This is a genomic window from Mycobacterium sp. 852002-51057_SCH5723018, assembly GCF_001667035.1.
GTDB lineage: Bacteria > Actinomycetota > Actinomycetes > Mycobacteriales > Mycobacteriaceae > Mycobacterium.
Genome location: NZ_LZIR01000125.1, coordinates 12,144 through 32,702, shown reverse-complemented (window position 1 = coordinate 32,702; position 20,559 = coordinate 12,144). Strand labels below are relative to the sequence as shown.

Genomic DNA, 20,559 nt, shown 5'->3' with positions numbered 1-20,559 from the left:
GAGAGTGGTCGACGACAGGCAGAGGCAAGGCGGGGGACGACGACCGCGTTCGGCGGCCAGCCCGTGGTCGGGACCCGGCCGGGCGCGCCCGTCGCAGCCGAGGACCCCCGACGGCGATCGCGCCCCGCAGGATGCGCCCCCGATACCGCCCGGGGTGGAGGCAAGGCAGCTGGCACCGGAGGTCCGGCGCGAACTGAGCACCCTGGACCGCGCGACGGCCGACGCGGTGGCCCGTCACCTGGTCGCCGCCGGTGAGCTGATCGACGAGGACCCGCAGGCCGCGCTGAGCCATGCCCGCGCGGCCCGGGCCCGCTCCAGCCGGATCGCCGCCGTCCGCGAAGCCGTCGGAATCGCCGCCTATCACTGCGGCGATTGGGCGCAGGCGCTGGCCGAATTGCGCGCCGCCCGCAGGATGGGCAGCAAGTCGTCGTTGCTCGCGCTGATCGCCGATTGCGAACGCGGGCTTGGCCGCCCGGAGCGGGCGATCGAGCTGGCGCGCGGACCCGAGGCGGCCGAGCTGTCCGGCGACGACGCCGACGAGTTGCGCATCGTGGCCGCCGGCGCGCGGGCCGATCTCGGGCAACTGGAACAGGCGCTGACCGTGCTTTCCACGCCGCAGCTCGACCCCGGCCGCGCGGGCAGCACGGCCGCGCGACTGTTCTACGCCTACGCCGACACGCTGCTGGCGCTCGGCCGCAACGACGAGGCGCTGCACTGGTTTCTGCGTTCGGCCGCCGCCGACGTCGACGGCGTCACCGACGCCGAAGACCGGGTCAGCGAGCTGGGCTGACGTGACGTGGAAGCCATGAAAACCATTGCGCAGGACTACGATTGCCTGCTGATCGACCTGGACGGCACGGTGTTCCGCGGCGCTTCGCCCACCGACGGCGCGGTGCAGTCGCTCGACGAGGTGCGCAGCCGCAAGCTGTTTGTCACCAACAATGCGTCCCGCAGCGCCGACCAAGTCGCCTCGCACCTGCGCGATCTCGGCTTCACCGCCACCGGAACCGACGTCGTCACCAGCGCCCAGAGTGCGGCGCGGCTGCTGGCCGACGAGCTGGAGCCGGAGTCGCGCGTCCTGATCGTCGGCACCGAGGCGCTGGCCAACGAGATCGCCGCCGTCGGGCTGCGCCCGGTGCGCCGCTACGACGACAATCCCGTCGCCGTCGTGCAGGGCCTGTCCACCACCATCGGCTGGCCCGACCTCGCCGAGGCCACCCTCGCCATCCGGGCCGGCGCGCTGTGGGTGGCCGCCAACATCGACCCCACCCTGCCTACCGAGCGTGGCCTGCTGCCCGGCAACGGATCGTTGGTGGCCGCGCTGCGGGCGGCCACCGGCGCCGAACCGCGGGTCGCCGGCAAACCGGCGCCGCGGCTGCTGCAGGACGCGGTGGCCCGCGGCGACTTCCGCGCGCCGCTGGTCGTCGGCGACCGGCTGGACACCGACATCGAGGGCGCCAACGCCGCCGAGCTGCCCAGCCTGATGGTGCTCACCGGCGTCAGCACCGCGCGCGAGGCGGTGTTCGCCGCGCCCGCCCTCCGGCCCACCTACATCGGCCACGACCTGCGGTCGCTACACCAGGGCGGCGAGCTGCTCGCGGTCGGGCCGCAGCCGGGCTGGCACGTCGACGCGGGGGACGACGCGGTGACCGTCAGCGCCAACGGCGCCGACGAGGGTGACGGGCTGTCGGTCGTGCGTGCCGTGGCCAGCGCGGTGTGGGGCGCGCGGACGGATGATCGGCCGTTACGCATCGAGGCCGGCGACGACCGGGCCCGCGACGCCCTGCGGCGCTGGTCTCTAATGCACGACGACTAATGCCTGTGGTGGGTGTGGCGGTCGTTGTAGTCGAGCCAGATGGCGAACATCCAGATCGCCACCACGCCCACAAACAGCACTACACCAATGTCCATGTCGAATCCTGATGCGCTCGTAGCTCGCCTTGCGCTTCGGCGGGCTCGACACACCCCCATTATCCACCCGTGCGGGTGACTCGCCGGGGGCTGCACAGTTCATAACGGCCAGCGGAGTGACTACCGTAGGAGCGCAATGACTATCGATCCGGATCAGATCCGCGCTGAAATCGACGCCCTGGTGGCCAAGTTGCCCGAGCCCGACGCCGAACACGACCTGTCGCTCGCCGAGCTCGAAGAGATCGCCCGCCGCCTTTCCGAGGCGCACGACGTGCTGCTGCAGGCGCTGGAGTCGGCGGAGAAGGGCTGAGTGCGGCGGTGGCACGACGTGCCCGCGTTGACGCCGAGCTGGTCCGCCGCGGGCTGGCGCGATCTCGCCAGCAGGCCGCGGAGTTGATCGGCGCCGGCAAGGTCAGCATCGACGGCATGCCGGCGCACAAGCCCGCCACCGCCGTCGACGTCACGGCGGCCCTGACCGTCGCCGACGACAGCGAACGTAGCTGGGTCTCGCGCGGCGCGCACAAGCTGATCGGGGCGCTGGACGCCTTCGGCATTGACGTCGCCGGTCGCCGCTGCCTGGACGCCGGCGCCTCGACGGGCGGGTTCACCGAGGTGTTGCTGGATCGCGGGGCCACCGAAGTGCTGGCCGCGGACGTGGGGTACGGCCAACTGGCGTGGGCGCTGCGCAGCGACCCGCGGGTGGTCGTCGTCGAGCGGACGAACGTTCGTGACCTGTCGCCGGAGGCTATCGGCGGGCCGGTCGATCTGGTGGTGGCCGACCTGTCATTCATCTCGCTGGCCACCGTGTTGCCCGCGCTGATTGGATGCGCCCGGCCGAGCGCGGATATCGTTCCCATGGTGAAGCCGCAGTTTGAGGTGGGCAAGGGCCAGGTCGGCGCCGGCGGAGTGGTGCACGAACCCGGCCTGCGCGCCGACGCGGTGCTGGCCGTAACGCGCCGCGCGGGGGAGCTGGGCTGGCACACGGTCGACGTCACCGCGAGCCCGCTGCCCGGCCCTTCAGGCAATGTCGAATACTTCCTCTGGCTGCGCGCCGAGGCCGAGCGGAGTCTGGCCGGCGAAGCTCTCGCCAATGCAGTGCACCGCGCCGTTGAAGAGGGCCCCCAATGACCGAGCACCGCACCGTTCTGCTGGTGGTCCACACCGGCCGCGACGAAGCCACCGAGACCGCGCGTCGCGTCCAGAAGGTGTTGAGCGGGAACGGAATAGCGCTTCGCGTGTTGTCCGCCGAGGCGGTCGACCGGGGATCGCTGCACCTGTCCCCGGACGACATGCGCGCCATGGGCGTCGAGATCGAGGTGGTCGACGCCGACCCGCAGGCCGCCGAGGGCTGCGAGCTGGTGCTGGTGCTCGGCGGCGACGGCACCTTCCTGCGGGCGGCCGAACTGGCCCGCAACGCCGGCATTCCGGTGCTCGGCGTCAACCTGGGCCGCATCGGCTTTTTGGCCGAGGCTGAGGCGGAGCACATCGACCAGGTGCTCGACCACGTCGTCGCCCGCGACTACCGCGTAGAGGACCGCCTGACGCTGGACATCGCGGTGCGCCACGGCGGCCGCGTCATCAATCATGGGTGGGCGCTCAACGAAGCCAGCCTGGAAAAGGGTCCGCGCTTGGGCGTGCTCGGGGTGGTCGTCGAGATCGACGGGCGGCCGGTGTCGACGTTCGGCTGCGACGGGGTGTTGGTGTCGACGCCGACCGGATCCACCGCCTATGCGTTCTCGGCCGGCGGCCCGGTGCTGTGGCCCGACCTCGAGGCAATCCTGGTGGTGCCCAACAACGCTCACGCGCTATTCGCGCGGCCGATGGTCATCAGCCCCGAAGCTACCGTCGCAATCGAGATCGAAGCCGACGGCCACGACGCCCTGGTGTTCTGCGACGGGCGCCGCGAAATGCTGATACCGGCGGGCGGGCGGCTGGAGGTGACCAGTTGCGACACACCGGTGAAATGGGCGCGGCTGGACAGCGCCCCGTTCACCGACCGCCTGGTGCGCAAGTTCCGGTTGCCGGTGACCGGCTGGCGCGGAAAGTAACGGCGCTGGCGTAGGTGCTGACCGAATGCTGACCGAAATACGCATCGAGTCGCTGGGCGCCATCAGTGCCGCGGTCGGGGAGTTCGACCGCGGCCTGACGGTGCTCACGGGTGAGACCGGCACCGGCAAGACCATGGTGGTCACCGGGCTGCACCTGCTGGGCGGTGCGCGCGCCGACGCCAACCGCGTGCGGTCGGGAGCCGAGCGTGCGGTCGTCGAAGGCCGTTTCACCACAACCGATCTCGATGACGAGACGGTGGCGCACCTGGACGAGATGCTGGAATCCGTGGGGGCGGAGCGCGACGAGGACGGCAGCGTCATCGCGTTGCGCTCGGTCAGCCGCGACGGACCGTCGCGCGCGTCTCTCGGCGGCCGCAGCGTGCCCGCCAAGTCGCTGGGCGACTTCACCACCGAGCTGCTGACCCTGCACGGGCAGAACGACCAGCTGCGGCTGATGCGGCCCGAGGAACAACGCGGCGCGCTGGACCGGTTCGCGGGCGCGGGCCCGGCGCTGGAGCGCTACCGCAAGCTGCGCGAGGCCTGGCTGTCGGCGCGCCGCGACATGATCGAACGCCGCGACCGTGCGCGGGAACTGGCCCAGGAGGCCGACCGATTGAAGTTCGCGCTCAACGAGATCGACACCGTCGACCCGCAGCCCGGGGAAGACGACGCGCTGGTCGCCGACATCCTGCGCCTCTCCGAGCTCGACACGCTGCGCGAGGCCGCCGCCAGCGCACGCGCGGTGCTGTCGGCCGACGACGCCGACGACCTCGGCCGCAGCGCCACCGACAACCTCGGGAAGGCAAGGGCGGCACTGGAATCCACCGACGATGCGACGCTGCGGTCGTTGGCCGGCCAGATCGGCGAGGCGCTGACGGTGGTCGCCGACGCGGCCCGCGAACTCGGCGCCTTCCTCGACGAGCTGCCGGTCGACGCCAGCGCGCTGGAATCCAAGCTGGCCCGCCAGGCCCAACTGCGAACGCTGACCCGCAAGTACGCCGCCGACATCGACGGCGTACTGCGCTGGGCACACGAATCCCGGGAGCGGTTGACCCAACTCGACGTCTCCGAAGAGGCGGTGACCGCGCTGCAACGACGGGTCGACGAGCTGGCCCGCGAATTGTCTGACGTGGCAACCGAACTCGGCAAACTCCGGCGCAAAGCCGCCAAACGGTTGGCCAAGGAGGTGACCGCGGAGCTGTCCGGGCTGGCGATGGCCGACGCCGTGTTCACCATCGACGTGACCACCGACGTCGCGGCCGGCCACGACGATCCCGCCGCGCTCACTGTTCCCTTAGGCCCCTCCGGGACCTTGGCCCGGGCCGGCGCCGACGGCATCGACCAGGTCGAGTTCGGCTTCGCCGCCCACCGCGGCATGACCGTGCTGCCGCTGGCCAAGAGCGCCTCCGGTGGCGAGCTGTCCCGGGTGATGCTGGCCCTAGAGGTCGTGCTGGCCGCTTCCGCGGCGGGCACCACCATGGTGTTCGACGAGGTGGATGCCGGCGTCGGCGGCCGGGCGGCGGTGCAGATCGGGCGTCGGCTGGCGCGACTGGCCCGCACCCACCAGGTCATCGTCGTCACGCACCTGGCGCAGGTCGCCGCCTACGCCGACGTGCACCTGGTGGTGCATAGCGCCGGCCCCAAGGGCACCAGCGTGGTGCGGCGGGCGAGCGGCGATGACCGCGTGGCCGAGCTGGCGCGGATGCTGGCCGGGTTGGGCGAATCCGACAGCGGCCGCGCCCACGCCCGCGAGCTCCTCGAGACCGCCCAAAGCGACAAGAACTAAGGCCTGTTCTCCGGCCGCGAGCGTGCGTGTCTGTACAGCGACACGCCGCAAAAGCTGTACAACTGCGCACCCTCGCGCGACCAACCCGTAATCGGCTTGTGACAGGTGTGACTGTAGATAACTTCTGAGGCTGATGTTACGGCGCGCCTACTCGCCTCACCCTGGCTTCACCGACAGAATCGCCCCCATGAAGATGTCAGGGCTGCTATCGCGTAACACCACCCGGCCGGGCCTGACCGGCACCGCTCGGGTGGACCGGAACATCGACCGCTTGCTGCGCAGGGTCTGCCCCGGCGACATCGTGGTGCTCGACGTCCTGGATCTGGACCGCATCACCGCGGACGCGCTGGTGGAAGCAGACATCGCCGCCGTCGTCAACGCATCGCCGTCGGTCTCGGGCCGCTACCCGAACCTTGGCCCCGAGGTGCTGGTCAACAACGGCGTGACGCTGATCGACGAGACCGGGCCCGACGTCTTCAAAAAGATCAAGGACGGCGCCAAGATTCGCCTGCATGAGGGCGGGGTGTACGCCGGAGACCGGCGGCTGGCCCGTGGCACCGAGCGCACCGACCACGACATCGCCGACCTGATGCGCGAGGCCAAGAGCGGGCTGGCCGCCCACCTGGAGGCGTTCGCGGGCAACACCATTGAGTTCATCAAGAGCGAAAGCCCGCTGTTGATCGACGGCATCGGCATCCCCGACATCGACATCGACCTGCGCCGCCGGCACGTGGTGATCGTCGCCGACGAGTCCAGCGCCGAAGACGAGCTGAAGTCCCTCAAGCCGTTCATCAAGGAGTACCAGCCGGTGCTCATCGGTGTCGGCACCGGCGCGGATGTGTTGCGCAAGGCGGGTTATCGGCCGCAGATCATCGTCGGTGACCCCGACAAGATCAGCACCGAGGCCCTCAAGTGCGGCGCCCACGTGGTGCTGCCCGCCGACGCCGACGGCCACGCGCCCGGCCTGGAAAGGATCCAGGACCTCGGCGTCGGGGCGATGACCTTCCCCGCCGCGGGCTCGGCCGTCGACCTGGCCCTGCTGCTCGCCGATCACCACGGTGCCGCGCTGCTCGTCACGGCCGGCCACACCGCCAACATCGAGACGTTCTTTGACCGGACGCGCACGCAAAGCAACCCCTCGACCTTCCTGACCCGGCTTCGGGTGGGGGAGAAGGTGGTGGACGCCAAGGCCGTTGCGACCTTATACCGCAACCACATTTCGGCCGGCGCCATCGCGCTGCTGGCGCTGACCATGCTGATCGCCGTCATCGTTGCCCTGTGGGTGTCGCGCACCGACGGCGTGGTGCTGCACTGGGTCGTCCAATACTGGGACCGCTTCTCCCTATGGGTGCAGCACTTGATCACCTAAATCTTCAGGACGGTGCGTTAAATGATCTCGTTACGCCAACATGCCCTATCGCTGGCCGCCGTCTTCCTGGCTTTGGCCGTGGGAGTCGTGCTGGGTTCGGGCTTCCTTTCCGACACCCTGCTGTCCAGCCTGCGTGACGAGAAGCGCGACCTGTACTCTCAAATCAACGGGCTCAACGACCAGAAGAATGTGCTGAACGAAAAGCTCGCCGCCACAAACAACTTCGACAACCAGCTCGCCGGCCGGATCGTGCACGACGCGCTGGGCGGCAAGTCGGTGGTCGTGTTTCGCACCCCGGACGCGAAAGACGACGACGTCGCAGCGGTCACCAAATTCATCGGCCAGGCCGGCGGCACGGTCAGCGGAACCGTCTCGCTGACGCAGGAGTTCGTCGACGCCAACTCCGCGGAGAAACTGCGGACCGTGGTCAACTCGTCGGTGCTGCCCGCCGGGCAGCAGCTGAGCACCAAGCTCGTCGACCAGGGCTCGCAGGCCGGCGATTTGTTGGGCATCGCCATGCTGATCAACACCAACCCCGCGGTGCCGCCCGTCGACGATGCCCAGCGCGACACGGTGCTGGCATCGCTACGCGACACCGGCTTCGTCACCTATCAGCCCGCCGACCACATCGGGGCGGCCAACGCCGCGCTGGTCGTCACCGGCGGCGGGCTGCCCCAAGACGCCGGCAACCAGGGCGTCAGCGTGGCTCGGTTCTCCGCCGCCATGGCGCCGCACGGCTCGGGCGTCCTGCTGGCCGGGCGCGACGGCTCGGCGACGGGCGGCGCCGCGGTCGCCGTGACCCGCGCCGATCCCGGCATGTCGTCGGCGATCAGCACCGTCGACGACCTCGACGCGGCGCCTGGGCGGATCACCGCGGTGCTGGGCCTGCACGATCTGATCAACGGCGGCCACATCGGGCAGTACGGCACCGGCCACGGGGCCACGTCGATCACCGTGCCGCAGTAGCGGGCGTGTTCCCCGCGACACGGCGTCGTGGATGTTAGGGTGGGTTTCCGTGGGTCGGCAGGCCCATCTAGTTCATCGCTAGAACAAAACTTTCAAGCCCTGCCCCACTTCACGGAGGTCGCCAGTGCGAAAGCACCCGCAAACCGCCACCAAGCACCTCTTCGTCAGCGGTGGCGTCGCCTCCTCGCTGGGCAAGGGGCTGACCGCCAGCAGCCTGGGGCAGCTACTGACCGCCCGCGGTCTGCACGTCACGATGCAAAAGCTCGACCCCTACCTCAACGTCGACCCGGGCACGATGAACCCGTTCCAGCACGGCGAGGTCTTCGTCACCGAGGACGGCGCCGAGACCGACCTCGACGTCGGCCACTACGAGCGGTTCCTGGATCGCGACCTGTCCGGCTCGGCGAATGTCACTACCGGGCAAGTGTATTCGACCGTCATCGCCAAGGAACGGCGCGGCGAATACCTCGGCGACACCGTGCAGGTGATCCCGCACATCACCGACGAGATCAAGCGGCGCATCCGGGCGATGGCCCAACCCGACGCCGACGGATACCGCCCGGACGTCGTCATCACCGAAATCGGCGGCACCGTGGGAGATATCGAGTCGCAGCCGTTCCTGGAGGCGGCGCGCCAAGTGCGCCACGACCTGGGCCGGGAAAACGTGTTCTTCCTGCACGTGTCGCTGGTTCCCTACCTGGCCCCCTCCGGTGAGCTCAAGACCAAGCCCACCCAGCACTCGGTGGCCGCGCTGCGCAGCATCGGTATCACGCCGGACGCGCTGATCCTGCGCAGCGACCGCAACGTCCCCGAGGCGCTGAAGAACAAGATCGCGCTGATGTGTGACGTCGACATCGACGGCGTCATCTCCACCCCCGACGCGCCATCGATCTACGACATTCCCAAGGTATTGCATCGCGAGGAACTCGACGCGTTCGTGGTGCGCCGGCTCAACCTGCCGTTCCGCGACGTGGACTGGACCGAATGGGACGACCTGTTGCGGCGGGTCCACGAACCGCACGAAACGGTGCGAGTCGCGTTGGTGGGCAAGTACGTTGAGCTATCCGACGCCTACTTGTCGGTCACCGAGGCGCTGCGCGCCGGCGGGTTCAAGCACCACGCCAAGGTCGAGATGGTCTGGGTGCCCTCCGACGACTGCTCCGACCCGGGCGACGCCGCGCACGCGCTGGGCGACGTGGACGGCGTGCTGATTCCCGGCGGGTTCGGCATCCGCGGGATCGAGGGCAAGATCGGCGCCATCCGCCACGCCCGTGCGCGCGGGCTGCCGGTGCTGGGGCTGTGCCTCGGCCTGCAGTGCATCGTTATCGAAGCCGCGCGGTCGGTCGGCCTCACCGAAGCCAACTCGGCCGAATTCGAGCCGGGCACACCGGATCCGGTGATCTCCACGATGGCCGATCAGGAACACATCGTCGCCGGCGAAGCCGATCTCGGCGGCACCATGCGGCTGGGCGCCTACCCCGCGGTGTTGGAGCCCGATTCCATTGTGGCCCAAGCCTATGGGGCCACCGAAGTGTCCGAGCGGCATCGACACCGCTACGAGGTCAACAACGCCTACCGCGAACGGATCTCCGAAAGCGGACTGCGTTTCTCCGGGACCTCGCCCGACGGTCACCTGGTGGAATTCGTCGAATACCCGCCGGACGTACACCCGTTCGTCGTCGGCACCCAGGCCCACCCCGAGCTGAAGAGCCGGCCCACCCGGCCGCACCCGCTGTTCGTGGCGTTCGTCAAGGCGGCCCTGGATTACCAGGCGGGCGAGCAGCTGCCGGTGGAAATTCCCGAGCAGTCATCCAACGGTAACCAACCCCGAGACAGCGTTCAGCGGCCGCTACCCGAGCCCGCGGCCCGTGGCTGAGCACAACTTCGAGACGGCGTCATCCGAAACGCTGCACACCGGAAAGATTTTCGCGCTGCGCCGCGATCGGGTCCGGATGCCCGGCGGCAAGCTCGTCGTCCGCGAGGTCGTCGAGCACTTCGGCGCCGTGGCCGTGGTGGCGATGGACGACGAGGGCAACATCCCGATGGTCTATCAGTACCGGCACGCGTTCGGCCGGCGGCTGTGGGAGCTGCCCGCCGGGCTGCTCGACGTCGGCGGCGAGCCGGCGCAGCTGACCGCTGCCCGGGAGCTCCAGGAGGAGGCCGGCCTGAAGGCCGACAGCTGGCGGGTGCTAGTCGACCTCGACTCCACGCCCGGTTTCAGCGACGAATCGGTGCGCGTCTACCTGGCCACCGGGCTCACCGAGGTGGACCGGCCCGAAGCGCACGACGAAGAGGCCGACATGACGCTCGAGTGGTATCCGCTCGCGGAGGCCACCCGCAAGGTGCTCAGCGGAGAAATCGTGAATGCCATTGCGGTGGCGGGGATTTTGGCCGCCCACGCGGTGACCGACGGGGTGGCGGAGACACGCCCGGTGGACAGCCCGTGGGTCGACAAGCCGACGGCGTTCGCCGCCCGAAAGGCTGCGCAGTGACGGCGGTGGCGCTGGAGAGCCAACTGCAGGGCTACCTCGACCACCTGACCATCGAGCGGGGCGTGGCCAAAAACACGCTGAGCTCCTATCGCCGCGACCTACGGCGTTACAGCAAGCACCTGTGCGACCGCGGGATTCACGACCTGGCCAAGGTCGGCGAGGACGACGTCAGCGAGTTCCTGGTGGCGCTCCGCCGCGGCGATCCCGATTCCGGGGCGACGGCGCTGTCGGCGGTGTCGGCGGCGCGGGCGCTGATCGCGGTGCGCGGGTTGCATCGGTTCGCCGCCGCCGAGGGCCTCGCCGAGCTGGACGTGGCGCGGGCCGTCAGGCCGCCGACGCCGGGGCGCCGCCTGCCCAAGAGCCTGACCATCGACCAGGTGCTGGCGCTGCTGGAAGGCGCCGGCGGCGACAGCCCCAGCGACGGCCCGCTGACGCTGCGCAACCGGGCGCTGCTGGAGCTGTTGTATTCCACCGGGTCTCGCATCTCCGAGGCCGTCGGCCTTGACGTCGACGACATCGACACCGAGGCCAGGTCCGTGCTGCTGCGTGGCAAGGGCGGCAAGCAGCGGCTGGTGCCGGTGGGGCGCCCCGCCGTGCAGGCGCTGGACGCCTACCTGGTGCGCGGCCGCCCCGACCTGGCGCGCCGCGGCCGCGGCACGCCGGCCATCTTCCTCAACGCACGCGGCGGGCGGTTGTCGCGGCAAAGCGCGTGGCAGGTGCTGCAGGACGCCGCCGAGCGCGCCGGCATCACCTCAGGGGTGTCGCCGCACATGCTGCGGCATTCCTTCGCTACCCACCTGCTCGAAGGCGGCGCCGACGTCCGCGTCGTGCAGGAGTTACTCGGCCACGCGTCGGTGACCACGACGCAGATCTACACGCTGGTCACCGTGCACGCGCTGCGTGAGGTGTGGGCCGGGGCCCATCCCCGGGCGCGGTAACCCCGCCCGACAACCCCTTCGCCCAACGTCGACTTGTTGCGCAAAAAGCGCGAATACCCACAACAAGTCGACGCTCGGCGCCAGGTTCAGCCCAAGTATTCGGACTCCAGGACCAAATCGGACACCAGCGACTGATATTCCAGATGAGCCTTGTGCTCGACGGTGTTCCACAGCTTGCCCTGCTGGCGGCGCATGTACTCGCGGTACTTCGGCGCTCCGGGCACCCTGACGTTGTCGGCGACCACGATCGTGCCCGGATGCAGCCAGCCCCCGTCCATGATGCTCTGCAGGTCGTCGAGGTAGGCGTCCTTGTCATGGTCGATGAATACGAAATCGACTGTGCCGTCGGCAAATCCGTACTCAGACGCCAGCCGGTCGAGGGTGCGGCCACCGTCGCCGACGGTTCCGACCACACACGTCACCCGGTCGGCCACACCGGCGTGCTCCCAAATCTGGCGGGCGTTGATGGCGTTGGCCTCAGCGAGTTCGACCGAGTACACCTTGGCGTTGGGAGCGGCGCGGGCGATCCGCAGCGCGCCGTAGCCGCAGTAGGTGCCCAGCTCGACCGCGACGGCAGGGTCGGCGCGGCGCACCGCGGCGTCGAGCAGTTGGCCCTTCTCGTCGCCGACGCTGATCAAAATCGACTTCTCGTAGGCGAACTTGTCGATGGTGGCCAGCACGTCGTCGACGTCGCCGGCCCGGGCGTTTTGGAGGACGTATTCGACGGCGGCGGCTTCGCGCCCGTCGCCGATCTGGCCCGTCGTGGTGATGTTGCGCGTCGCGACCGCCATCCGCCAGGCCGACCACCGCAGCATGGGCAGGCGTCGCTTGAGGTCCATAGCAGCCCACGATAGTCCCGGCCGCAGCACCGCTAGCTCATGCGAGAGCACTTTTGCGGTTCACTCGTGCCCCTGCCAATGGTGCTGGTGTGACTGAAGTTAACTCCTCGGGCGGCGCGGTGTCCTATCTGCGAGTTTTGCCCATATTGGCTGGTAAATTGCCTGCGGGTCGCCCGGCCCAGGCGCGCCAAGCCGTTAGACTTTCCAGCGATGTTCACCACCCGAACACGCCGGGCATGACCGAGCACCCGGACAGCGGCGTCGAGATCGGCTTGACGGGACGCCCCCCGCGGGCGATCCCCGAGCCGGAGCCGCGCACCTCCCACGGCCCGGCCAAGGTCGTGGCGATGTGCAACCAGAAGGGCGGCGTCGGGAAAACCACGTCGACGATCAACCTGGGCGCCGCGCTCGCCGAGTACGGCAGGCGGGTACTGCTGGTCGACATGGACCCGCAGGGCGCGCTGTCCGCCGGCCTGGGCGTTCCGCACTACGAGCTGGAGAAGACCATCCACAACGTGCTGGTCGAGCCGCGGGTGTCGATCGATGACGTGCTGATCTCCACCCGGATCAAGCACATGGACCTGGTGCCGAGCAACATCGACCTGTCGGCCGCCGAAATCCAGCTCGTCAACGAGGTGGGCCGCGAGCAGACGTTGGGCCGGGCGCTGCATCCGGTGCTGGACCGCTACGACTACGTGCTCATCGACTGCCAGCCGTCGCTGGGCCTGCTCACCGTCAACGGCCTGGCCTGCTCGGACGGCGTCGTCATCCCCACCGAGTGCGAGTTCTTCTCGCTGCGCGGCCTGGCGCTGCTCACCGACACCGTCGACAAGGTCCGCGACCGGCTCAATCCGAAGCTGGAAATCAGCGGCATCCTGCTCACCCGCTACGACCCGCGCACCGTCAACGCGCGCGAGGTGATGGCCCGCGTCGTGGGGCGATTCGGTGACCTTGTGTTCGACACCGTCATCACCCGGACGGTCCGATTCCCGGAGACCAGCGTGGCCGGCGAACCCATCACCACCTGGGCGCCCAGATCGCAGGGTGCCATCGCCTATCGCGCGTTGGCCCGCGAGTTCATCCACCGATTCGGCGCGTGACCGGCCTGCAGACTGGAGGGGTGAACGGTGAGGCGCCACCCAGGAACGGCTTTCAGGTCCGGCTCACCAACTTCGAGGGGCCGTTCGATCTGCTGCTGCAGCTGATCTTCGCCCACCGCCTCGATGTGACCGAGGTGGCGCTGCATCAGGTCACCGACGACTTCATCGCCTACACCCGCGAGATCGGTTCGCAGCTGGGCCTGGAGGAGACCACCGCGTTTCTGGTGATCGCCGCGACGCTGCTCGACCTCAAGGCCGCCCGGCTGCTGCCGGCCGGGCAGGTCGACGACGAGGAAGACCTGGCGCTGCTGGAGGTGCGCGACCTGCTGTTCGCCCGGCTGCTGCAGTACCGGGCGTTCAGGCACGTCGCCGAGATGTTCGCCGAACTGGAGGCCGCCGCGCTGCGCAGCTACCCGCGCGCGGTGTCGCTGGAGGAGCGGTTCACCGAGCTGCTGCCCGAGGTGATGCTCGGCGTGGACGCCGAGCGGTTCGCCGAGATCGCCGCGGTCGCGTTCACGCCGCGGCCGGTCCCGACGGTGGCCACTGGGCATTTGCATGACCTGATGGTTTCGGTTCCCGAGCAGGCCGGAAAGCTGATGGCGATCCTCGAGGCTCGGGGCAGCGGCCAGTGGGCCACCTTTTCCGAGCTGGTCGCTGACTGTGAGGCGCCGATGGAGGTGGTCGGGCGCTTCCTGGCGCTGCTCGAGCTGTATCGGACCCGGACGGTAGCATTCGACCAGTCGGAGCCGCTTGGCGTGCTCCAAATTTCGTGGACCGGGGAACGCCCGACCAGCGAAGCCTTGGTAGAAGTGCGGGACGAATGACAGCCGCCGGTGACGATGCAGAGCGCAGCGATGAAGAGGAGCGGCGCTTGACGGAAGAACTGCCCGAGATCGACCTGGGCTCAGGCATCCCGGACATCGCCGAGGCGACGCCGATGGACGCCGACGAGCTCGGCTCGGTGCTGGAGGCGCTGTTGCTGGTGGTCGACACCCCCGTCACTGTCGAGGCGCTGGCCGCGGTCACACAGCAGCCCGTCTACCGCGTCACCACCAAATTGCAGCAGATGGCTGACGAGCTCACCGAGCGCGACAGCGGCATCGACCTGCGGCAAACCAGCGAGGGCTGGCGGATGTACACCCGGGCCCGGTTCGCGCCCTACGTGGAGAAGCTGCTGCTGGACGGCGCGCGGTCCAAGCTGACTCGGGCCGCGCTGGAGACGCTGGCCGTGGTGGCCTACCGCCAGCCGGTCACGCGGGCGCGGGTGAGCGCGGTGCGCGGCGTCAACGTCGACGCCGTCATGCGCACCCTGCTGGCGCGCGGCCTGATCACCGAGGCCGGCGTCGACGAGGACACGGGCGCGACGACGTTCGCCACCACAGAGCTGTTCCTGGAACGCCTGGGCCTGACGTCGCTGGCCGACCTTCCCGACATCGCACCGCTGCTCCCCGACGTCGACACGATCGAGGACCTGAGCGAATCCCTGGACAGCGAGCCGCGTTTCATCAAGCTATCGGGCGGCGCGGCGCCCGAGCAGGCGCTGTCGTTCGACGTGGACCGGGATTGATGGTCGAAACTCAAGGGATCCGGCTGCAAAAGGTGTTGTCCCAGGCCGGAATTGCGTCGCGGCGGGCCGCCGAGAAGTTGATCATCGACGGCCGCGTCGAGGTGGACGGGCAGGTGGTGACCGAGCTGGGGACCCGGGTCGACCCGGACGCCTCGGTGATCCGCGTCGACGGCGCGAGGGTGGTCGTCGACGACTCGCTCGTCTACCTCGCCCTGAACAAGCCGCGCGGCATGCACTCCACCATGTCCGACGATCACGGCCGGCCTTGCATCGGCGACCTGATCGAGCGCCGGGTGCGCGGCAACAAGAACCTCTTTCACGTCGGGCGCCTGGACGCCGACACCGAGGGGCTGATCCTGCTGACCAACGACGGCGAGCTGGCGCACCGGTTGATGCACCCCTCGCACGAGGTGCCCAAGACGTATCTGGCGACCGTGGCCGGGTCGGTGCCGCGCGGGCTGGGCAAGAAGCTCCGCGCCGGAATCGAGCTGGACGACGGGCCGGCCCGGATCGACGACTTCGCCGTGGTCGACGCCATTCCGGGGAAGACGTTGGTGCGCTTGACATTACACGAGGGACGCAACCGCATCGTGCGCCGGCTGCTGGCGTCCGCCGGCTACCCGGTGGAGGCGCTGGTGCGCACCGACATCGGTGCGGTGTCGTTGGGCGAGCAGCGCCCGGGCAGCATCCGGGCCTTGAGCCGTGGCGAGATCGGCCAACTCTACAAAGCGGTGGGCCTGTGAACTCGGGTGTCGTGGTCGCCATCGACGGCCCGGCCGGTACCGGAAAGTCCTCGGTGTCACGGGGATTGGCGCGCGCCCTGGGGGCCCGCTACCTGGACACCGGGGCGATGTACCGGATCGTGACGCTGGCCGTCCTGCGCGCCGGGGTGGACCCGGGCGATGCCGATGCCGTCGGGCAGATCGCGTCGAAGGTGCAAATGTCGGTGAGCTACGAGCCCGACGACGAGCGGGGTTACCTTGAAGGAGAGGACGTTTCGACAGAGATCCGCGGCGACGAGGTCACCCGGGCCGTTTCGGCGGTGTCCTCGGTTCCCGACGTGCGCACCCGGCTGGTCGGGCTGCAACGCGCCATGGCCGGCGGCCCGGGCAGCGTCGTCGTCGAGGGCAGGGACATCGGAACGGTGGTCTTGCCCGACGCGCCGGTGAAGATCTTCCTGACCGCGTCGGCCGAGACCCGGGCCCGCCGCCGCAACGACCAGAACGTCGCGTCGGGTCTGGCCGACGACTATGACGGCGTGCTGGCCGACGTGCGCCGCCGCGACCACCTCGATTCCACCCGGCCGGTGTCGCCGCTGCGCGCGGCCGACGACGCGGTCGTCGTCGACACCAGCGACATGACCGAGGCGCAGGTGATCGCCCACCTGCTGGAGTTGGTCGAGCAGCGAAGCGGGGCGGTGCGGTGACTCAGGACGGCACCTGGGCCGACGAAAGCGACTGGGATCTCGCCGATTCCGGCCTGCAGGACGCCGCCGAGGCGGGACCGGCGCCGGTGGTCGCGGTGGTGGGCCGCCCAAACGTCGGCAAGTCGACGCTGGTCAATCGCATCCTGGGCCGGCGCGAAGCGGTGGTGCAGGACGTTCCCGGCGTGACACGGGACCGGGTGTCCTACGACGCGCTGTGGACCGGACGCCGGTTCGTCGTGCAGGACACCGGGGGATGGGAGCCCGACGCCAAGGGTCTGCAGCAGCTGGTGGCCGAGCAGGCGTCGGTGGCCATGCGCACCGCCGACGCGGTGATCCTCGTCGTCGACGCCACCGTCGGCGCCACCGCCGCCGTCGAGGCCGCCGCCCGCATCCTGCTCCGCTCCGGAAAGCCAGTCTTCCTGGCCGCCAACAAGGTTGACAGCGACAAGGGCGAGGCCGACGCGGCCGAGCTGTGGTCGCTGGGGCTCGGGGAGCCGCACGCGATCAGCGCGATGCACGGCCGCGGCGTCGCCGACCTGCTCGACGAGGTGCTGACCGTGCTGCCCAAGGTGTCCGAAGCGGCACCGGCGCCCGGCGGCCCCCGGCGGGTGGCGCTGGTCGGCAAGCCGAACGTGGGCAAGAGTTCGCTGCTGAACAAGCTTGCGGGAGACCAACGTTCGGTGGTGCACGAGGTCGCCGGGACCACGGTGGATCCCGTCGACTCGCTCATCGAGCTGGGCGGCAAGGTGTGGCGGTTCGTCGACACCGCGGGGTTGCGGCGCAAGGTCGGGCAGGCCAGCGGCCACGAGTTCTACGCCTCGGTGCGTACGCATTCGGCCATCGACGCGGCCGAGGTGGTGATCGTGCTGATCGACGCGTCGCAGCAGCTGACCGAACAGGACCAGCGGGTGCTGTCGATGGTGATCGAGGCCGGCCGGGCGCTGGTGCTGGCCTTTAACAAGTGGGACCTGGTCGACGAGGACCGGCGCGAGCTGCTCGAGCGTGAAATCGACCGCGAGCTGGCGCAGCTGCGCTGGGCGCAGCGGGTCAACATCGCCGCCAAGACCGGCCGCGCGGTGCAGAAGCTGGTGCCCGCGATGGAGACCGCGCTCGCGTCGTGGGACGCGCGGATCGCGACCGGCCCGCTGAACACCTGGATCAAGGAAATCGTGGCGGCCACGCCGCCCCCGGTGCGCGGGGGCAAGCAGCCGCGGATCCTGTTCGCCACCCAGGCCACCGCCCGGCCGCCGACGTTCGTGCTGTTCACCACCGGTTTCCTGGAGGCCGGTTACCGGCGCTTCCTAGAACGCCGGCTGCGCGAAACGTTCGGCTTCGAGGGCAGCCCGATCCGGATCAACGTCCGGGTGCGCGAAAAGCGCGGGGCCAAGCGCCGCTGAGCGTGTGCACTCAAGCATTCGCGTGGGAACTCACGGCGGGAATCCGGCGATTTTGCCGCCCTCCGTACACGCGCAAAGCCACGAGCACACACTCCAACGCTCCGCGACGCCGTGACGGGGTGAGCGGTTGTCTGCGGTAGGCTGTCGACCTGCTGCCGGTGATCCCGGCGGCATCCGGGCTGTGGCGCAGTTTGGTAGCGCACTTGACTGGGGGTCAAGTGGTCGCAGGTTCAAATCCTGTCAGCCCGACGCGATGAATTGCCTGGTCAAATGCCCTTTTTAACGGTTTCGGGTCACCTGCCCGTGCGATCTCCGTGTGATCTTCTGTAGCGCCTGCCAGCACCAGCCAGCCCCTTCGTGGTCAGCCCAGGGCTCCTACCACCTGACGCAGATCGGCGTCGGCGCGCCGACAGGTAACGGGTCAACGCCGCTGACGAGGCGAGGCTGACATGGCGCCTGACCGCCCTGTTGTCTACCGAATCGCAGTGCGCTCGGCTTCTTGTGCCAGTGCTGCCGCTAACCGCGCATAGCTTCGTTCGAGCGTTTGATCGAGGTTCCGTAGGCCTCGGATTCGAGACGTGCAGGACACCGTCCATACGATGAGAGACCCATTTGGTTTGTCTTCGATACGAATGTCGCCTCGGTAGTGCTTGAGGGGCACGTACCACGGGAACGCTGCGACGTATGCATGGTGGTGCGGTCTCGTTCCCTCGACGATGTGATCGCGGGTCACGCCCACGGGCTGGGAGGCGAGGCGCATCCTTCGGATGCCACCTACTCCAGTGTCTGGTGCTCCTTGCACTTCCCATGAAGCTGCTCGTACGCCTGGTAGAAACTCCGGCCAGCGATCGAGGTCCATTAGGGCGTCGTAAACCGATGAGGGTGTCGCCGTCGACGGCTGTTCAACCCTGATTGACACCGAGGCGGGCATAACGCAAGAAACTACTTTAGGCAGTCCGCGTTACACCGCGAATTTTGATGAAAAGTTGCATCGAGAACATAGTTCCCCCTAGCTGCTGGGGCCTAGACTGCTGCCGTGTTCTCGGAGACGCGCTATGCGATGAACGGGGACTTGCGCGTCGCCTATCGCGCGTCGCGTGAAGGCCTGCGCGACATCGTGGTCGTCGCGAACTGGTTCACCTGCTGCGAGCATTTTCCGGAGCTACCGTCCCTTCAAGGGTGGGTCGAAGCGATGACGTCGCTGGGTCGGCTGATCTTCTTCGACCAACCGGGCACAGGAGCGTCCGATCCGGTCATAGCGGGCGCACTGCCGACCTTGGAGCAATGGGCCGACAGCATCACCGCCGTGTTGGACGATCTCGGGAGTCGCGAAGCGGTCCTCCTCGCGAGCACCGGCGCGTTCGCGACAGGAGCGCTATTCGCGGCAACACATCCGTCTCGCACCACCGCGCTCGTGGCGCTGGAGGGCTACGCCAATCCGATCGCTGAACGCAGTGATGGCGTCAATTCCGAGGAACTCCTCGCCGCCGTGGTCGCCGCGTGGGGCACGGGAGAGATGAACCATGTGGTCAATCCGGACATGCCGTGGAACGAGGAGATACGCGCAACCTGGGCCCGACATGATCGCATGGCGGCGAGCCCAGCGACCGTTGCCCTCATGCAGGCTCTGGTGGCCGAAATGGACGTGCAGGCGCTGCTTCCGAGTATCCGGGTGCCCACTCTCGTCGTCCACCACACCGACGACCCGATCATCCCCCCTGCGCAGGGCAAACAGATCGCGGACGACATACCCGATGCGAAGTACGTCGAGCTGCCAGGGCGCAACCTGCTCCACTGCGTGGAACCTTGGCGCCCGTCGTTCCAAGAGATCGCGGAGTTCCTCACCGGCCAGCAGGCCGATGTGGCCGACGATCGAGTGCTGGCGACGGTGCTGTTCACCGACATCGTGGATTCGACGCGTCGGGCGGCGGAGATGGGTGACCGCGACTGGCATGCCTTGCTTGATGCGCACGACGCCGTCGTCCGCGTACAACTCAATCGCTTTCGGGGCCGCGAGGTGAACTCGTCGGGGGACGGTTTTCTCGCGATGTTTGACGGTCCTCAGCGAGCGATCCGCTGCGCGATGGCAATTCGCGACGCCGTGCATACGCTTGGCATCGAGGTGCGTGCCGGGTTGCACACCGGCGAATGCGAGATCCGCGGCGACGACATCGGAGGGATTGCCGTACACATTGGCGCACGTGTGAGTTCATTGGCCGGACCAAACGACGTCCTGGTGTCCAGCACATTGCGCGACCTCGTGATCGGGTCAGGCCTTGAGTTCGAGGATCGCGGCACTCATCAACTCAAAGGCGTACCAGGCGAGTGGCATATCTTCGCCGTCATCGCTTCGTGAACGATGTTGGCCCAGAGGGGCTTTTTCATGCAGTCCCTTATAGTCACCATCCCGCGACACTGCACCATCCCAAGCTGACCACCATCCCGCATGGTCAAAGGGACTGTCCCGCAGCCACTCCCGACTGACCACGATCCCGACACGCAATCCCCCAGTACGACAGGCACTCCCGCACGACCATCCGATCAGCGCACCATGCCACCATCCAGGCACCCGGCACAACCCCGTCCCTGGGGATCTCAGCGCCACGTGGCCGAAACAGGCGATTCTGATCGGCACGCAGCCCGAAAACGGTAGGGCCTGGGCCAGCGCCGCTACTGCGAAGGGCCGCAAGGGGTTACGATAGGCCGTATGAGCGGGTCAA

Annotated in this window: 19 protein-coding genes, 1 tRNA gene and 1 pseudogene; 19 read left to right on the top strand and 2 right to left on the bottom strand. The window is 68.7% G+C overall.

Annotated features, from left to right (window positions below; genetic code table 11):
- Positions 1-4 precede the first annotated feature (4 nt).
- The 11 genes from A5764_RS25480 to xerD all read left to right on the top strand — a co-directional run bounded on the left by A5764_RS25480 (position 5) and on the right by xerD (position 11,510).
- A complete protein-coding gene (locus A5764_RS25480; RefSeq protein ID WP_156664882.1) occupies positions 5-790 on the top strand; it encodes a tetratricopeptide repeat protein in 786 nt (261 codons plus the stop codon).
- Positions 791-805: 15 nt separating this feature from the next.
- Positions 806-1,816 carry an HAD-IIA family hydrolase gene (locus A5764_RS25475; RefSeq protein ID WP_067119156.1) on the top strand — a complete coding sequence of 337 codons (1,011 nt, stop codon included), beginning with the start codon at positions 806-808 and terminating at the stop codon, positions 1,814-1,816.
- Between the two features lie 231 nt (positions 1,817-2,047).
- The gene (locus A5764_RS28620) at positions 2,048-2,221 is read left to right on the top strand and encodes a hypothetical protein (protein WP_156664881.1); all 174 of its coding nucleotides are present in this window, start codon (positions 2,048-2,050) and stop codon (positions 2,219-2,221) included.
- Between the two features lie 8 nt (positions 2,222-2,229).
- Complete coding sequence (locus A5764_RS25470) at positions 2,230-3,039, top strand: TlyA family RNA methyltransferase (protein ID WP_067119111.1); 810 nt, start codon at positions 2,230-2,232, stop codon at positions 3,037-3,039.
- Positions 3,036-3,959, top strand: coding sequence for an NAD kinase (locus A5764_RS25465; RefSeq protein ID WP_067119108.1), 924 nt, complete (start codon positions 3,036-3,038; stop codon positions 3,957-3,959). Before A5764_RS25470 ends, A5764_RS25465 begins: the two co-directional genes overlap by 4 nt.
- Before the next feature lie 25 nt (positions 3,960-3,984).
- On the top strand, positions 3,985-5,745 hold the full coding sequence (recN, locus tag A5764_RS25460; RefSeq protein ID WP_067119106.1) for a DNA repair protein RecN: 1,761 nt from the start codon (positions 3,985-3,987) through the stop codon (positions 5,743-5,745).
- A gap of 187 nt (positions 5,746-5,932) precedes the next feature.
- A complete protein-coding gene (gene steA / locus A5764_RS25455; protein ID WP_067119103.1) occupies positions 5,933-7,114 on the top strand; it encodes a putative cytokinetic ring protein SteA in 1,182 nt (393 codons plus the stop codon).
- Between the two features lie 21 nt (positions 7,115-7,135).
- Positions 7,136-8,080 carry a copper transporter gene (locus A5764_RS25450; RefSeq protein WP_067119100.1) on the top strand — a complete coding sequence of 315 codons (945 nt, stop codon included), beginning with the start codon at positions 7,136-7,138 and terminating at the stop codon, positions 8,078-8,080.
- Positions 8,081-8,204: 124 nt separating this feature from the next.
- Positions 8,205-9,956 (top strand): CTP synthase, encoded by a 1,752-nt coding sequence (locus A5764_RS25445; protein ID WP_067119097.1) that lies wholly within the window; start codon positions 8,205-8,207, stop codon positions 9,954-9,956.
- Positions 9,949-10,572: an NUDIX hydrolase gene (locus tag A5764_RS25440; RefSeq protein ID WP_067119094.1), complete on the top strand. Its 624-nt coding sequence runs from the start codon at positions 9,949-9,951 to the stop codon at positions 10,570-10,572. Before A5764_RS25445 ends, A5764_RS25440 begins: the two co-directional genes overlap by 8 nt.
- Complete coding sequence (xerD, locus tag A5764_RS25435; protein WP_067119091.1) at positions 10,569-11,510, top strand: site-specific tyrosine recombinase XerD; 942 nt, start codon at positions 10,569-10,571, stop codon at positions 11,508-11,510. The genes A5764_RS25440 and xerD overlap by 4 nt, the downstream gene beginning before the upstream one ends.
- Before the next feature lie 86 nt (positions 11,511-11,596).
- On the opposite strand, the gene A5764_RS25430 is transcribed toward xerD, so the two are convergent.
- Positions 11,597-12,349, bottom strand: a complete 753-nt coding sequence (locus tag A5764_RS25430; RefSeq protein WP_067119088.1) for an O-methyltransferase — start codon at positions 12,347-12,349, stop codon at positions 11,597-11,599.
- A gap of 236 nt (positions 12,350-12,585) precedes the next feature.
- Between A5764_RS25430 and A5764_RS25425 the strand changes: the two genes are divergently transcribed.
- The 7 genes and pseudogenes from A5764_RS25425 to A5764_RS25395 all read left to right on the top strand — a co-directional run bounded on the left by A5764_RS25425 (position 12,586) and on the right by A5764_RS25395 (position 18,088).
- Positions 12,586-13,449, top strand: a complete 864-nt coding sequence (locus A5764_RS25425) for a ParA family protein (RefSeq protein ID WP_067119085.1) — start codon at positions 12,586-12,588, stop codon at positions 13,447-13,449.
- Positions 13,446-14,323, top strand: a pseudogene (locus A5764_RS25420) (segregation/condensation protein A); the annotation flags it as partial. The gene A5764_RS25425 and the pseudogene A5764_RS25420, both read left to right, overlap by 4 nt.
- Positions 14,321-15,016 (top strand): SMC-Scp complex subunit ScpB, encoded by a 696-nt coding sequence (scpB, locus tag A5764_RS25415; protein ID WP_067119153.1) that lies wholly within the window; start codon positions 14,321-14,323, stop codon positions 15,014-15,016. The pseudogene A5764_RS25420 and the gene scpB, both read left to right, overlap by 3 nt.
- The gene (locus tag A5764_RS25410; RefSeq protein ID WP_067119079.1) at positions 15,016-15,759 is read left to right on the top strand and encodes a pseudouridine synthase; all 744 of its coding nucleotides are present in this window, start codon (positions 15,016-15,018) and stop codon (positions 15,757-15,759) included. The genes scpB and A5764_RS25410 overlap by 1 nt, the downstream gene beginning before the upstream one ends.
- Entirely contained in the window at positions 15,756-16,442 is a 687-nt protein-coding gene (gene cmk / locus A5764_RS25405; RefSeq protein ID WP_067119076.1) for a (d)CMP kinase, read from the top strand. Before A5764_RS25410 ends, cmk begins: the two co-directional genes overlap by 4 nt.
- Positions 16,439-17,839, top strand: a complete 1,401-nt coding sequence (der, locus tag A5764_RS25400) for a ribosome biogenesis GTPase Der (RefSeq protein WP_067119073.1) — start codon at positions 16,439-16,441, stop codon at positions 17,837-17,839. Before cmk ends, der begins: the two co-directional genes overlap by 4 nt.
- Positions 17,840-18,014: 175 nt before the next feature.
- A tRNA-Pro gene (locus A5764_RS25395) sits at positions 18,015-18,088 on the top strand.
- 223 nt (positions 18,089-18,311) lie between these two features.
- On the opposite strand, the gene A5764_RS30200 is transcribed toward A5764_RS25395, so the two are convergent.
- Positions 18,312-18,770: an SRPBCC family protein gene (locus A5764_RS30200; protein ID WP_082951912.1), complete on the bottom strand. Its 459-nt coding sequence runs from the start codon at positions 18,768-18,770 to the stop codon at positions 18,312-18,314.
- Between the two features lie 105 nt (positions 18,771-18,875).
- Here A5764_RS30200 and A5764_RS25390 point away from each other — a divergent pair, with 105 nt between their 5' ends.
- Entirely contained in the window at positions 18,876-20,195 is a 1,320-nt protein-coding gene (locus tag A5764_RS25390; protein ID WP_067119069.1) for an adenylate/guanylate cyclase domain-containing protein, read from the top strand.
- Positions 20,196-20,559 lie beyond the last annotated feature (364 nt).

Coding starts and splice junctions, on each gene's coding strand:
- A5764_RS25475 (WP_067119156.1), top strand. CDS start 806: ATGAAAACCATTGCGCAGGACTACGATTGCCTGCTGATCGACCTGGAC.
- A5764_RS28620 (WP_156664881.1), top strand. CDS start 2,048: ATGACTATCGATCCGGATCAGATCCGCGCTGAAATCGACGCCCTGGTG.
- A5764_RS25465 (WP_067119108.1), top strand. CDS start 3,036: ATGACCGAGCACCGCACCGTTCTGCTGGTGGTCCACACCGGCCGCGAC.
- recN (WP_067119106.1), top strand. CDS start 3,985: ATGCTGACCGAAATACGCATCGAGTCGCTGGGCGCCATCAGTGCCGCG.
- steA (WP_067119103.1), top strand. CDS start 5,933: ATGAAGATGTCAGGGCTGCTATCGCGTAACACCACCCGGCCGGGCCTG.
- A5764_RS25450 (WP_067119100.1), top strand. CDS start 7,136: ATGATCTCGTTACGCCAACATGCCCTATCGCTGGCCGCCGTCTTCCTG.
- A5764_RS25430 (WP_067119088.1), bottom strand. CDS start 12,349: ATGGACCTCAAGCGACGCCTGCCCATGCTGCGGTGGTCGGCCTGGCGG.
- A5764_RS25425 (WP_067119085.1), top strand. CDS start 12,586: ATGACCGAGCACCCGGACAGCGGCGTCGAGATCGGCTTGACGGGACGC.
- A5764_RS25410 (WP_067119079.1), top strand. CDS start 15,016: ATGGTCGAAACTCAAGGGATCCGGCTGCAAAAGGTGTTGTCCCAGGCC.
- A5764_RS30200 (WP_082951912.1), bottom strand. CDS start 18,770: ATGCCCGCCTCGGTGTCAATCAGGGTTGAACAGCCGTCGACGGCGACA.